The following is a 13,212-nucleotide window of genomic DNA, read 5'->3' as shown; positions in this document are numbered from 1 at the left end:
CCTGCGCCCATGCCCAGCGGCAACAGGGCGCCGTGGTGTGGCGCCAACGTCCACATCAGCGTGGCGCTGACGATCAGTGTGCCACCGAATAAGCCACAGGCGATCATGCGCATCAAGTGCCGTACCAGGTTGCGCTGGTGACTGAGTGTTTCAATGTCAGTGAGCACGCGCTGTTCGCCCACGGCGATCTGCCGCATCGCATCGCGCACCAGTTCCGGTAGCTGCGGTGCGTTGTGGAACCACTCTGGTACGCGCTTGCGAATTTCACGCAATGTGCGTAGCGGACTGTAACGCTCGCGCAGGATGCGTTTGAGCACCGGATGCGCCACCGCCCAGATGTCGATATCCGGATCGAGCATGCGGCCGACACCTTCGATATTGAGCAAGGTCTTTTGCAGTAGGATCAGTTGCGGCTGCATGGTGAGTTCAAATCGCCGCGCGGTCTGGAACAGCTTCACCACCAGTTCCGCTAGGGAAATTTGTGAGAGCGGACGCGTGAAGTAGGGTTCACAGACCGTGCGCACCGCGGCTTCGAGTTCATCCAGCCGGATGCTGGTTGGCATCCAGCCTGCATCGATATGCAGCTTGGCGATGCGCGCGTAATCGCGCTCGAACAGCGCAATGAAATTTTGCGCCAGCCAATATTGGTCCGCTTCTGGCAGCGAACCCATGATGCCAAAATCCAGCGCGATAAAACGCGGTTCCTGCACGCGTGTGGGATCGACCCAGATATTGCCGGGATGCGCGTCAGCGTGGAAAAAGTTGTCGCGGAAGACCTGCTCGTAGAACAGTCGCACGCCTTTGGCCGCGAGCCGTTTGCGATCGATGCCGGCAGCGTCGATGGCGGCGATATCGTCGCAACTCACGCCCGAGACGCGCTCCAGGGTCAGCACCTTGGCAGTAGTCAGTTCCCAGTGCACTTCCGGCACATACATATCGACGCCGCTGGCGAAGTTGCGGCGCAGCAGGCTGGCATTGGCACCTTCACGCTGCAGGTCCAGCTCATGCTCCAACATTTTCTCGACTTCGCTCACTACATCGAGCGGACGGATTTTGTCGGCATTGGGATGCCAGCGTTCCGCGAGTTCGCCCAGTGAGCGGATCAGGGTGACGTCGCGTGCGATGCGCTTGTCGATGCCCGGGCGCAATACTTTCACGACCACCGAACGACCGTCGTACAGTGTAGCCCCGTGCACCTGTGCGATCGAGGCGGAAGCCAGCGGTAGTGGATCGAAGCTCGCATAGAGCTGGTCCAGCGGTTGCTTGAGTTCGCGCTGCACAATGGTGCGCGCTTCTTCGCCGGGGAAGGGCGGTACCTGATCCTGCAGCAGGGCCAGCTCGTCGGCGATATCGCCCGGTACCAGATCGCGCCGGGTCGACAACACCTGAGCGGCTTTGACGAAGATGGGCCCCAGTTCGTTCAAAGCCAGCCGGATGCGCGCACCGCGCGAAAGCGGGCGCACGTCGACCACCGGACGACCAAGGAAAGGGCGCACCAGTTTCAGCGGTCGGAACAGATGGGTCGCATCGATCAGCTCATCTAGCCGATAGCGCAATAGCACCACGGCGACACGCAACAGACCTGGTACGGCTTTCAACGGCGTCACGGATTCGATCTCCGTTGACGTTCTAGCCGATTGAGTCGTGCTTCTAGGCGTTCGGTGCGCTCACGCAGCGCATCGACGTCATCGAGGAATCCTTCGACTTCGCTCGGCGCCAGTGCCATATGCGCTTCATCACGCAGCCATGCCGCGCCGTCCTGGCTTAGATGGGAAGCCGTTTCGCGTGCGTGAGCCATGCCATTGCGCAGCGCCTTCGCCAGCGGCACACCCAGCACGTCGCCGAAGCTGCGCGCAAAGGCTTCTTCAAAATCCGGGGTGAAGCCGCTCACGAGCTTTCCCAGCCGGCGGGCCAGTTCCGCATCGCCTGCGATGTCGACCTTGCCGGGGGCCATGCCTTCGTCGCCGCGGCGGAACAGTATCGAGAGCAGGCTGCCTAGTGTTGCAGCCACGCGCAGGTCGCTGTTTTCAGGAGCGGGGCCGACTTTCAGTCGACCTTGCTCGACCGTGACAGCCAGTGCGAGCTCGACTCCACGCAGGTGCAACTGCACGCTGCGGCCTTCAAGCGCGGCGAGCTTGGCCTGGGTATCCGGATCGAGCGACAGCGCCTGGTTCAGTGCAGTTTCCAGCGCGCGGCCCGCGAGTTTGCGTAGCGGCTGTGGCAGCAGGTTGGGGGCGGCGGGGGCATTCATTCTCAGATTGTAGCCGCCTGCGTGCCGTGCTGGCCGTGATGATGCCTGACGGGCATGGGTGCTTTGCTCAACGCCCGATCAAAAACCGGCGGCCCCGGGAAAGCCAAGTTGCCGCCATGCTTCGTAGACCGCAACCGCCACACTGTTGGAAAGATTCAAACTGCGACTATCCGGGCACATGGGTAGTCGCAACCGTTGCTCCGGTGGCAATGTCGACAGCACAGCTTCTGGCAATCCTGCCGTTTCGCAGCCAAACAACAGGGCGTCGCCATCGGCGAAACCGGCGTTGATATGCATGGTGCATCCACGGGTGGAGAAAGCGAACACGCGAGGGTGGTTCAGCACTGCAAGACAGGCATCGAGATCGTCGTGTACGGCGACGCACGCATATTCGTGGTAATCCAGGCCGGCGCGACGCAGGCGCGTATCGTCCAGTTCGAAGCCAAGCGGGCGAATCAGGTGCAAGCCAGCGCCGGTATTAGCGCACAGGCGGATCACGTTGCCGGTGTTGGGTGGGATCTCGGGTCGGAACAGGATGACATTCAACATTTCGCGATTATCGGATGGCGAGGCCGATCGTGTCTCGTGATCAGCCTGCCGGATAGGCGTGGGTAACCGCCGGTACCGTGGCGAATTAGGCGCTCACACGGGCAAGCCTTTTAGGTTCATGCGCTCAGCGCCATGCACTGATATTCCACATCGGAACCCGCTGACTACTTCAACCAGCAGGAAACGTGGACGTCGATCGCCTGGCCCGGCGACGACCTGAACGGCCATGCGGCGCTCACCTGGCAAACGCTCGATGCCGGCGTGCGACAGGCGTTCGATGCCACGGGCGACTGGGCGTTCCTGCGCCTGCTCGCCAAGGCCGACGTCAAGCCGCTCGACAGCACCCGCTATGAACTCGTCTGGAAGCAACCCGACGCCGAATCGCTGCGCTATGTCCTGCGCACACAGGTGGGCGCGGGGCCGCTGGATCTGTTGGAACTGCACGCGGCCGATGGCCGATAGCGCCGCGCACGCGGAAGGTGGGGCGGCGAACGCGCAACGGCGCATGGCCGCCATCCTTCGTCACACCCCGGATAACCACCACAGCCATAGCGATGTATGCCTACGCATCGAGCCTGGCTTCGACGACATACCCTGACATGCCAAGCGGCTAACGTCGTGCCCTGCCCGCGCGCTAGCGCGCCGGTCAAGCATTCCGCAGGGAGTCATCAATGCACGACCCGAACGATATCGTGGCGGCCATCGCGCCGCCGCTCCATCAGCGCTACTTCGTCGACGTCACCGGCTTTGCGCGCAACGAAGCGTCGTCCGTGCGCGAGTTCGAAGTACACGAACAGCTCGGCCATTACTACCGCATCACGCTCACGCATCCCGAGGCGCTCACGCGCGCGGAGATGGTCGGCAAGGATGCGAGCTTCCGCATGCTGTCCGCCGACGGCACGCCGCGCCGCTTCGCCGGTTGCATCACCGCCTTCAGTCAACTGCGGCGCAGCCAGGACGAATACACCTATCGCATCGTGATCGAACCGCACGTCGCGCGCCTGCGTCTCACGCGCGCCAGCCGCATCTTCCAGCATCAGACCGCGCCGCAGATCATCGAGGCGATCCTGCGCCGTCACGGCTTCAAGGGGCACCAGTTCATCTTCAAGCTGCGCCGCAAGTACCCGGAATATACTTTTAGATTTCAGTATCAGTGCAGCGACGCATGTTTCATGAAAATACTCATGGAACAGGAAGGCTTATTTTCCTACGTCGAAGAAGGCGAACACGGGGATCTTCTCGTGCTCGGGGACGACATCGACCATTATATATACCTCCCCACGCTGACCCTGCCTTTCCGTGAACCCGCTGGCCTGAATGCCGGCGGTGACGCCATCCTTGCACTCGAAACGCACGCGCGAACCGTGCCGCAGTCGTTCCGGGTGGCCGACTATAACCCGGATCTGGCGTGGGAGCGTATCCAGGCCGAAGCCAATGTCGCGAGTAAGGACACCACGACTTACGGCCAGCCGTATATCTACGGCACCGGTCATCTGGATCAGAAACAAGCCCAATGGGAAGCACAACTGCGCCACGAAGCCGCCATCAGCGGGCAGGTGCGCTATCAGGGCGAGACCACCCATCCCGGCCTGCGCTGCGCGCGCATCACCCACACCACCGAGCCTTTGCCCGATGCACCGAACGGCATGGTGATCACCGAGGTGATCCACCGCGGCGCGCGCGACCAGGCGTATCGCAACAGCTTCAAAGCGATACCGGCCGACCGGCGCTTCCGCCTGCCGCTCGACGAGGCGTCGTGGCCGAAGATCCACGGCACGCTATCCGCGCGCGTCACCTCGCCGAGCAAATACAAGTACGCCTACCTGACCAAGGCCGGCTACTACGTGGTGCGCTTCGATCTGGATTTCGATGCCTGGAATCCCGGTGGCGAAAGCGTGCCGTTGCGTCTTGCCAAACCCTTCGCCGGCAAGCGGCAGACCGGCATGCACTTCCCCGCGCTGGATGGCGACGAAGCCGTCATCGAGTTCCGCGACGGCGACCCGAACAAGCCCTATATCGCCGCCTTCCACCACCACAGCCAAGCCGTCGACCTGATCACCACCCAGGACCGCTGGCTGTCGCGCAACGTGATCCGCACGCAAAGCGACAACAAGCTGCAGATGGAAGACTGGAAGGACCAGGAGCACGTCAAGCTCAGTACGGAGCATTCGGGCAAAACACAGCTCACGCTGGGTCACATGGTCGACGGGCAGCGGCAAAAACGCGGCGAGGGCTTCGAATTGCGCACGTCCGCTTATGGTGCGATCCGCAGCGGCAAGGGCCTTCTGCTCTCCACGCACGACCAGCCAAAGGCCAAAGGCGTGCAGACGGACATGCAGCATGCCATGGCCCAATTGCAAGCCTCCCGTGACCAGATCGCGGAATTGGCCAAGCGCGCCACGGCGGCCGAAGCCAAGGCGGCGGATGTCGAAGCGGTGAACCAGGTGCTGCAAAACGAACTCAAGGATCTCAAGCAGGCCGTGATGGTGCTTGCCGCCAACGCCTCCATCGCTGTCACGTCGCCCAACACCATCCTGCACAGCGCCGGCGAGAACCTCACCTTCGCCTCCGGTCAGCATACCGATGTCAATGCGATGGGCCACGTGAACATTGCCGCGGTTGAACAGATCAGCCTGTTCGCGCAACAGGGCATCCAGCAGATCGCCAATCGGGGACCGGTCACGGTGCAAGCGCAGAACGACGCGATGGCCTTGCGGGCGCTCAAGGATTTCACCATCGAGAGCATGGACGGCACGTTGACCCTGACCGCCAAGAACGAAGTGCGCATCGGCGCCGGTGGCTCGTATGTGCTTATCAACGGCAACGGCATTCAGAACGTCACGCCCGGTGACATCACCGAAAAGTGCGCCTCATGGAAAAAGGTCGGCGCCGCCTCCGAGGTGATCACGGCCACCGCCATACCCCCTGGAGCGATCGTCTCGTGCGCCTCTCAGGCCGCATCGGCCAACGCCGGTCACGCGGCGCTGATGGGTGGAGACGGCTGACATGAACATGCTCACCCCATTCGTCTCACGTGATCCAGACCCCTGGTCATCCGCACGGTTCGTGCTGATCAACGCCGCTCAGATAGAACCGGCATGCTGGGAAGATTTCCATCCAACGCGGGTCGTTCCGGCATCGCATCAGCACCAGGCGTCGCTCTTCCCCGCGCTGCTCGACGCTCAAACATGGGACGAAGCGCAACGCGCGCACTTGCGGGAACGTGCCCACGCCTGGGAACGGCAGGAAGGAACCCCCTATGCCGTGGCATGGATGAGCGCCGCTGGACCCGCATCGTCCATCGTGACTCACCTGGTACACCGCATGAGCGTGCGTCATGCTGACGGCCGTGAGGACGTGCTGCGCTATTACGATCCGTGGGTATTCCGGCATCTCCGTGGCTGGCTACTGACCCCCGAACAAATGGACAGCCTGCTCGGCCCGATTCAGGCTTGGCATTGGCGCGAACCCGACGGCACGTGGCACACGCACACCCGTAACTGCGTAGCGCCAAGCTTGCGCCCCTTGCGCCTGACTGCCGAACAATGGCCGTCACTGCGACGCATGGCAGAACTCCAATTCGCGCTGACGACGCTCGCGCGGCTCGATCCATTACTCGCCTGGCAACCAGATACCGCCAAACGGATCGACGCGCTACTTGGCGAAGCCAAGGCCCGTCATGGCATGCATGACCGCGCCGATCGACTTCTGTATGCCCTGCAGGCGGCGCGCTTTCATCCCTCCATTCACACGCATCCCCTGCTTCGGCAGCGCTTAAACCAGATTGATGACGACGGCCCAAGCTATGTCGAACTGTGCACCGGACTCGACGACGCCGGCATGCAACAACTCGCAAGCGAACTTGAAACCTCAAGGACGAATCCATCATGACCACCACCGCTTCTTCGTTACCCACGTGCCCCTTCTGCGATAAGCAGGGCCTGCCGATTCTGCCGGTGCGCTATGCCGTTGCGCGCACGGATCTGGGCAACGCCCCATCCCTGCCACCCTCGTTTGGTCAGGGCGTCACCGACATCGCGCTGCCTGGCGACATCGCCAAGTACACGCTGCGCCTGCTACGGCCCGGCTTCCTCTACGTCTACGACGAACATCGCAACGAGTGGAGCGGCTATGTCGTCAATGCGCAGAGCTATCTGTGGGAATTCGATATCTACGCCAAGACGCCGCCGAAGGTGAATAACACCATCGAGTTCAATGCGGCTTGCCGAGGCAAGAGTGATCCGTATCTGGCGCGCTGTATCACCGTCAAGCGCGCCGCCCGTGCCACCAAGGTGTGGCTGGGTTTCAGCGACGTCGCCTGGACGCAAGCGGTACTGGCCAAACACGCGTCGGCGGATTACCGCCAAGCGCATATGCAGTGCATCGATATCGCCGCGTGGCGCGGCGGGGACCTGCAAGCGCACGTGGCCTCGTTCGACGCGCTCCAACGCGTGGCCGAATTTGCGGCCGATGGCAGCACGCTCCATCAGGAAACCCGTGCCTATGTAAAGAACTTCTTTCCCGATTCGTACAAACTTCCCGAAGACTTCCTCGCGCGCAACGACGACGTCAAGAATGCGCTGCGCACGCTCTCGCCGATGATTCAAAACCTCCTCGTTGGTGCGACCGGCACACCCCACACCAGCGGACTCGTGGTCACGGCGGCATGGGCGCTCTCACCGCAGAAACTCCATCTGTCGCGCGAGGAAACCACCGCGATGACCGCGTGGGGCAACGCGTCGGCCAAGCCCTATCGCCCGGCCATCGTGGGACTCACCGATCCCGTGGGCATCGCCATGGAACTCAACGGACTGGCCATTCAACGCAGCGTCGAATTCACGGATAACAAGTCGCGCCGATGGAAATACGAGACCGCACAACTTATCGCGGGGCTTAAAGAGGCCATTGAACATGACGCTGTCGAGAGTAAAGCCGATAGCCGACGCTTCTCCGCCCAAATAGGCGATGCCTGGATGGTGGCCAAGGTGGGCTTTCCCACACAAGCCGCTTTTGACGCCCACCAAGCCCGCGTCGAACAAGCAGGACATCTCACCGATACCGAACAGGACGCGGTCGCGCGCGACACCTGGAGCGATTACGCGAAGTACATCGACAGGAAAGCATGGGAAGACTACCTGGGCACCGATGCCCAGGAAGGCACCTACCAGAAGGAACTAAACAGCTTTGCCGACCAGACCTTAAAACAGCTCGACATGCCGTATGTCGCTTGGCTGCAAAGTCAGGCGCTACAGCGTTACCTTGCACACAATTTCGATCCGCACGATGCACGCAGCGGCGAGGTGTATCTGGACGTCGTCCGGCATCTGATTGCCGAAGCGAGCGGCCGCAGTGCCGTCTTCCAGCTGTTGGCCGATCTCGTCCAACAGGATCCGCGCCAGCCGGAGGCCTGGTTGATGCGTGCTCTCGCACTCAATCACGAACCACTGATCCAAGCCTGGTCTGCCGCCGCACTGGACAAGGCCACGGCGGCGGCGTTTTCGTGGGCCCACCTCGCCGACAGGTTCCTCGACACCTACAAAGACGTTGTCGGTAACGCGATCGACTTTGCGCCAAACCAGCCACTCGGCACCACCTATGCCGACAAGGTCGCGCGCTTGGTGTATCAGATCACCGGCCCCTTGACCCTCCGAATCAGCACGGAGCTTGATAAGGGCATCGCCGCAACACTGCCCGCACGCTTTCACATGGGCGTGTTGGGCACGGTCGCCAAAGTCGGTAACCCCGACATGGTCGTGGTGGACTTGCGGGGTATGTGGAATCGCAAGGAAGCCGCACGCACCCTGGCCGGCATGCTGGCCCATCTGTCGGGCGGGGAGGCCAATGCCTACCGCAGCGGCGCGCGTACCGCCCTGGACGCATTGGCCAAAGCCGAAGGCACGCCGCGTCCTTATCACGGCGTCATGCTGATCGATACCGCCAAGGCCAAGGCCCTGGCTGGGCTATCCAAGGCGCAGCGCGATGCGGCCATCGGCGAACTGCTCACTGCTCAGCAGTTCGACGAGATTTTGCAGGAGAGCGTCGGCAAGCTTGGCAAGCTGGACGTCAAGGCGGGTGTCGTGCAGTTGCTGTTGTCCGGCATAACACTGGTCAATGCTTATGGCCAGATGATGGACGCCAAGCCGGGCGAAGCTGCAAGCAAAACCGTGAATTTCGCCGGTGGTGTGATCGGCATCATCGGCGGCGCCAGTTTCACGATCGGCAAGGGGCTGGAGAGCACGTCCTGGGGCGCCGCGCGCTTGGCGAAGCAGTACAAGTTTCTCGCCGTTGAAATCGAAACGCGGGCGGGATGGTTTACAGGTGTCGGCAAGCTGTTTGGTGCCGTGGGTGGAATCATCGCGGGGGCCTTGGCGATCAAGGATGGTTGGGAACTTCGAGAAAACCATCGAGGTCTAGCGTGGCTTAGTTTGATTGCAGGCGGCGCCGGCATTGCGATCGCTTTTATATCGATTGTTTGGGCGGGGGCAAGCGCGCTCATGCTTGGTGTAGCTGGCTTCATCGTGGCAATCGTGTTCGCTATCGCGGCATACCTCAAACCCAATGCCGTGCAGGATTGGCTGGAGCGCACAAGTGACTTCGGCACCGGAAAGAGCAGGTTCGACAACCCACTAACTCAACTGCAGGCGCTTCAAGCGCTTCAGCAAGGAAGCTGAGATGTATACCGGATGGCTACAACCTTTTCGCCGCAAAGGTCCATTATTACAAGAAGAACGTGATACAGCTCTGTCACGCAAGCAGGAACCTGACATCGAACCTTCGCAGAGGATGGGATTGATCCGCATCAACTCCACCTATCTCGACTGGATTGACCGTCGCTATCTGTTCCGTGGGAATTTTCCTATTTTCCTAGGGACATCGATTGGCGTTTGTTTTGTTGTCCTATTTGTTTTTCTAATTATTTTTGTAGCAACCGAATATGAAGGATATATAGATTTAATTGGTCTTACTTCATTTTTCCTTGTCTCCATATTTCCTATCTTCAAACTCGTTCTATTAAAAGAATATTTCACCTACACCCACTACCCGATCCGCTTCAACCGCAAGACCCGCATGGTGCACGTCTTCCGTCACAACGGCCCCGGCGGCGTGCTGTCCGTGCCATGGGACAAGGTGTTCTTCCACATCGGCCAAGGCACCACACGCAAAGACCTGATCGACATCCGCGGCGAAGTCCTCGATGGCGACATCGTCAAGGACACGTTTGCACTCGGCCATGCCGTGCCAAAAACCAGCCGCGCACTGCTGGAAATGTGGGAATTCATCCGCCGCTATATGGACGAAGGCTCCGAAGCCGTCGGTCAAGATCCACTCGATCGCTACGTGGAGCTGTCGGTCACGCCCACCTGGAAGAACTGCTGGCTCATCATGCGCAACTACTATGCTGCCGGCGTACCGGCGCCGCTCCAAGTGCTGGTGTGGCCGTTCGTGCTGCTGTACACGCTTACGCGCTGGGTGGTGCTGCACACCTGCCGTAAGCCCATCTTCCCGCCCGAGATCGAGGCCACCTGCAAGGTGGAGCCCAACGATCCGAACGTTTGGCCCATTCCCCCATCATCCGGCGAATTCGCCGCCACCATTCCCGGCGTACTGAAACGCGCGGAGGCCAGAGCCACCCGCAACCGGCAGATGGAACAAAAAAAGGCAAGCAACCTGCCATGACCACCACCGCTTCTTCGTTACCCACGTGCCCCTTCTGCGATAAGCAGGGCCTGCCGATTCTGCCGGTGCGCTATGCCGTTGCGCGCACGAATCTCGGCAACGCCCCATCCCTGCCACCCTCGTTTGGTCAGGGCGTCACCGACATCGCGTTGCCTGGCGACATCGCCAAGTACACGCTGCGCCTGTTGCGGCCCGGCTTCCTCTACGTCTACGACGAACATCGCAACGAGTGGAGCGCCTTCGTCGTCAACAAGCAAAGTTATCTGTGGGAATTCGATATCTACGCCAAGACGCCGCCGAAGGTGAATAACACCATCGAGTTCAATGCGGCTTGCCGAGGCAAGAGCGACCCGTATGTGGCCCGCTGCTTTACGGTCAAGCGCGCCGCCCGTGCCACCAAGGTGTGGCTGGGTTTCAGCGACGTCGCCTGGACGCAAGCGGTACTGGCCAAGCACACGTCGGCGGATTACCGCCAGGCAAATATGCAGTGCATCGATATCGCCGCGTGGCGCGATGGCGGTATGCAACCGCATGTAACGTCCTTCGATGCCTTGCCGCAGGTGGCGGAGTTTGCCGCCGACGGTGCCGCGCTGTACTGGGAAACGCGCAAGCATGTTATGAAATTCCTTCCCGCGACCCACCCGCTGCCGGAGGACATCACTGCCTACAACGACACCGCGCGAAAGGCGTTCGGCACGCTATCGCCGTATGTTCACGAGCTGCTCGTGGGCGCGGTCGGCACGCCACACACCAGTGGACTAGTGAACACTGCCGCGTGGAAATTCTCGCCGCAGCAACTCCATCTGTCGCGTGAGGAAACCGCACCGATGACGGCGTGGGGCAACCAATCGGCCAAACCCTATCGCCCGGCCATCGTGGGGCTCGCCGATCCCGTGGGCATCGCCATGGAGCTCAACGGGCTGGCCTTGCAAAGCGGTGTCGAGTTCCTGGAAGAACCCGAGTGGAGATGGCAGTTCGAAACCGTGAGTGCGATCGATGCCATCCACCACGCAGTGCTCAACGGCGCGATGAGCGAGCGTAGCGATGCGAACCAAGCGGCCGCCATGGCGACGGGTCTATTCGTGCCCCATGGATTGGTGCGCAACGCCGGCTATACTGAAACGATCCATCACAACCTCGAACAGGCCCGCCTGCTGTCTCCCGAGCAGAAAGCCGCATTGGATCAGGAAGCATGGCCGAAATACGAGGCTCAGCTCGACCCGGTCGCGTGGTCGGATTTCAAGAATAAATACCCCAGCGACCTGCAACGGCTCGATCAAACCATCATCGCCCCGCTCGACGAGGCCTACGTGGCCTGGCTAAAGAGCGATGGATTCACCCGATCCTTCACGCACAACTTCGATGACGCCGATGCCAACCATGGGCTGATCTACCAGCGAGTCGTGCATGCCTGCATCGAGCAGGCCAGCGGGCGGCGCGGCGCGGCGGCGTATTTCAAGGAGTGCCTGGGTAACGACCCGACGCAACCGGGCCAGGTCATCCTGCGCGCGCTGATCTTCAATCAGCAGAAACTGGCCATGGCGTTGGCCCAGGCTGCCATAGAACGCGGCAACGACGTCGACCGGTCGTGGCGCGAGGTCGGCGAGAAATTCTACAACGCCGTCAAGAATACGTTCATCGACATCAGTCTGGGCAAGGACATCCATGGTCCGTTGTCCAATCTTTCCAAGCTGCTTTATCAGCTCGCCGGCCCGGTCACCAGCCGACTGGGCGAAGCACTCAACGATGTCGCCAACATGGCGGTCTCAAAGCTTCCCGAGCGCCGCGTGATGATCCTGATGATGGGGGTCTTGCACGCGGAAAACCCCGAACTGGAACTGCTGGACGTACGCAGCATGCGATCGCCCCGCCAGGCGGCGAAGGCGCTCGCGCGGGCGATCAACGAGGTCACCGGCGGCGGCGAGCAGAATCTTTACAAGAGCGCGGAGACCTTGATTCGCGATGAAACTCATTCTTCTCAGCATGCCGCGCGCGGCTTGTTTCTGATCGATAAGCGCGCGCTGGCCTCCTTGCAGGGAGCGGACAACGCAACGCGTCTTGCAACTGTTCGCGCGGAAACCTACGAGGCATTACAGGCGCAAAGCATCCGCACGATCTTCAATGCCGAGGTCAAGGCTTGCATGATCGGAACCCTGTTCGCTGCCGCGTCCGTGATCGCGTCGTATCGGGACTTGGTGAAGTCCGAGGACAAGACCATCAAGAGCATGAGGTTTGGCACCAGCGTCACGGCCTTCCTGGGCGTATCCATGGAAACCAGCGGGCATTTACTGGAAAAGGCGCCGTGGGCGGAGTCGATTATTCAGAAGTTGATAACCAAGATAGGGATCAACGCTGAAATTAACGCGGCGAAGCTGGTGAAACTCGGCAAGTTGCTGGGGGTGGCGGGGGGCGTGTTGGCTGGAGTCGTGGAAATGTGGGAGGGAGGCGCGGCATGGAAATACGATAAAACATATGGCTTAGGAATGATTCTTCTTGGCATTGGTGGAGCCACCGCCGCGGCATTGGTTGTGTTCGAAGCGTTCGCACTGACAGGCATTGGTCTGGCCCTTGGTCTACTCGTCATCGCCGGCACCTACTGCATACAGACCTACAAACCCAACGAAATCCAGAAGTGGATGGCTCGATCCAGGTTTGGAAAACTCAATAAAGACCAACGTTATGCCGATGTGCTGACTCAACAAAACACTTTGCTGAAACTGGCGCAGGGGTAACTA

Annotated in this window: 9 protein-coding genes and 1 pseudogene; 7 read left to right on the top strand and 3 right to left on the bottom strand. The window is 60.8% G+C overall.

Annotated elements, in window-relative coordinates:
* Positions 1-50 precede the first annotated feature (50 nt).
* The 3 genes and pseudogenes from ubiB to EO087_RS10870 form a co-directional block, all read right to left on the bottom strand.
* Positions 51-1,598: pseudogene (ubiB, locus tag EO087_RS10880) on the bottom strand (ubiquinone biosynthesis regulatory protein kinase UbiB); the annotation flags it as partial.
* A gap of 5 nt (positions 1,599-1,603) precedes the next feature.
* Entirely contained in the window at positions 1,604-2,251 is a 648-nt protein-coding gene (locus EO087_RS10875) for an SCP2 sterol-binding domain-containing protein (RefSeq protein WP_128898884.1), read from the bottom strand.
* A gap of 78 nt (positions 2,252-2,329) precedes the next feature.
* Complete coding sequence (locus EO087_RS10870) at positions 2,330-2,800, bottom strand: tRNA (cytidine(34)-2'-O)-methyltransferase (RefSeq protein WP_128898883.1); 471 nt, start codon at positions 2,798-2,800, stop codon at positions 2,330-2,332.
* Between the two features lie 195 nt (positions 2,801-2,995).
* Here EO087_RS10870 and EO087_RS10865 point away from each other — a divergent pair, with 195 nt between their 5' ends.
* The 7 genes from EO087_RS10865 (at position 2,996) to EO087_RS10840 (ending at position 13,209) form a co-directional block, all read left to right on the top strand.
* Complete coding sequence (locus EO087_RS10865; protein WP_128898882.1) at positions 2,996-3,262, top strand: type VI secretion IcmF C-terminal domain-containing protein; 267 nt, start codon at positions 2,996-2,998, stop codon at positions 3,260-3,262.
* Positions 3,252-3,398: a hypothetical protein gene (locus EO087_RS16265; protein WP_164931822.1), complete on the top strand. Its 147-nt coding sequence runs from the start codon at positions 3,252-3,254 to the stop codon at positions 3,396-3,398. The genes EO087_RS10865 and EO087_RS16265 overlap by 11 nt, the downstream gene beginning before the upstream one ends.
* Positions 3,399-3,471: 73 nt before the next feature.
* The gene (gene vgrG / locus EO087_RS10860) at positions 3,472-5,805 is read left to right on the top strand and encodes a type VI secretion system Vgr family protein (RefSeq protein ID WP_128898881.1); all 2,334 of its coding nucleotides are present in this window, start codon (positions 3,472-3,474) and stop codon (positions 5,803-5,805) included.
* A gap of 1 nt (position 5,806) precedes the next feature.
* Positions 5,807-6,691, top strand: a complete 885-nt coding sequence (locus tag EO087_RS10855; RefSeq protein ID WP_128898880.1) for a DUF4123 domain-containing protein — start codon at positions 5,807-5,809, stop codon at positions 6,689-6,691.
* Positions 6,688-9,471 carry a T6SS effector BTH_I2691 family protein gene (locus tag EO087_RS10850; RefSeq protein WP_128898879.1) on the top strand — a complete coding sequence of 928 codons (2,784 nt, stop codon included), beginning with the start codon at positions 6,688-6,690 and terminating at the stop codon, positions 9,469-9,471. The genes EO087_RS10855 and EO087_RS10850 overlap by 4 nt, the downstream gene beginning before the upstream one ends.
* Position 9,472: 1 nt before the next feature.
* Positions 9,473-10,477, top strand: a complete 1,005-nt coding sequence (locus tag EO087_RS10845; RefSeq protein WP_128898878.1) for a DUF6708 domain-containing protein — start codon at positions 9,473-9,475, stop codon at positions 10,475-10,477.
* A complete protein-coding gene (locus EO087_RS10840; protein ID WP_128898877.1) occupies positions 10,474-13,209 on the top strand; it encodes a T6SS effector BTH_I2691 family protein in 2,736 nt (911 codons plus the stop codon). Before EO087_RS10845 ends, EO087_RS10840 begins: the two co-directional genes overlap by 4 nt.
* The last annotated feature ends 3 nt before the right edge of the window (positions 13,210-13,212 follow it).

Origin of the sequence: Dyella sp. M7H15-1, from assembly GCF_004114615.1 — a bacterium.
Lineage (GTDB): Bacteria > Pseudomonadota > Gammaproteobacteria > Xanthomonadales > Rhodanobacteraceae > Dyella_B.
The sequence above is the reverse complement of the archived record's forward strand: the minus strand, read 5'-3'. Positions and strand labels throughout refer to the sequence as shown.

Excerpts from the sequence above, each read along its gene's own strand:
- EO087_RS16265 (WP_164931822.1), top strand. The coding sequence starts at position 3,252 with ATGGCCGATAGCGCCGCGCACGCGGAAGGTGGGGCGGCGAACGCGCAA.
- EO087_RS10870 (WP_128898883.1), bottom strand. The coding sequence starts at position 2,800 with ATGTTGAATGTCATCCTGTTCCGACCCGAGATCCCACCCAACACCGGC.
- vgrG (WP_128898881.1), top strand. The coding sequence starts at position 3,472 with ATGCACGACCCGAACGATATCGTGGCGGCCATCGCGCCGCCGCTCCAT.
- EO087_RS10855 (WP_128898880.1), top strand. The coding sequence starts at position 5,807 with ATGAACATGCTCACCCCATTCGTCTCACGTGATCCAGACCCCTGGTCA.
- EO087_RS10850 (WP_128898879.1), top strand. The coding sequence starts at position 6,688 with ATGACCACCACCGCTTCTTCGTTACCCACGTGCCCCTTCTGCGATAAG.
- EO087_RS10845 (WP_128898878.1), top strand. The coding sequence starts at position 9,473 with ATGTATACCGGATGGCTACAACCTTTTCGCCGCAAAGGTCCATTATTA.
- EO087_RS10875 (WP_128898884.1), bottom strand. The coding sequence starts at position 2,251 with ATGAATGCCCCCGCCGCCCCCAACCTGCTGCCACAGCCGCTACGCAAA.
- EO087_RS10840 (WP_128898877.1), top strand. The coding sequence starts at position 10,474 with ATGACCACCACCGCTTCTTCGTTACCCACGTGCCCCTTCTGCGATAAG.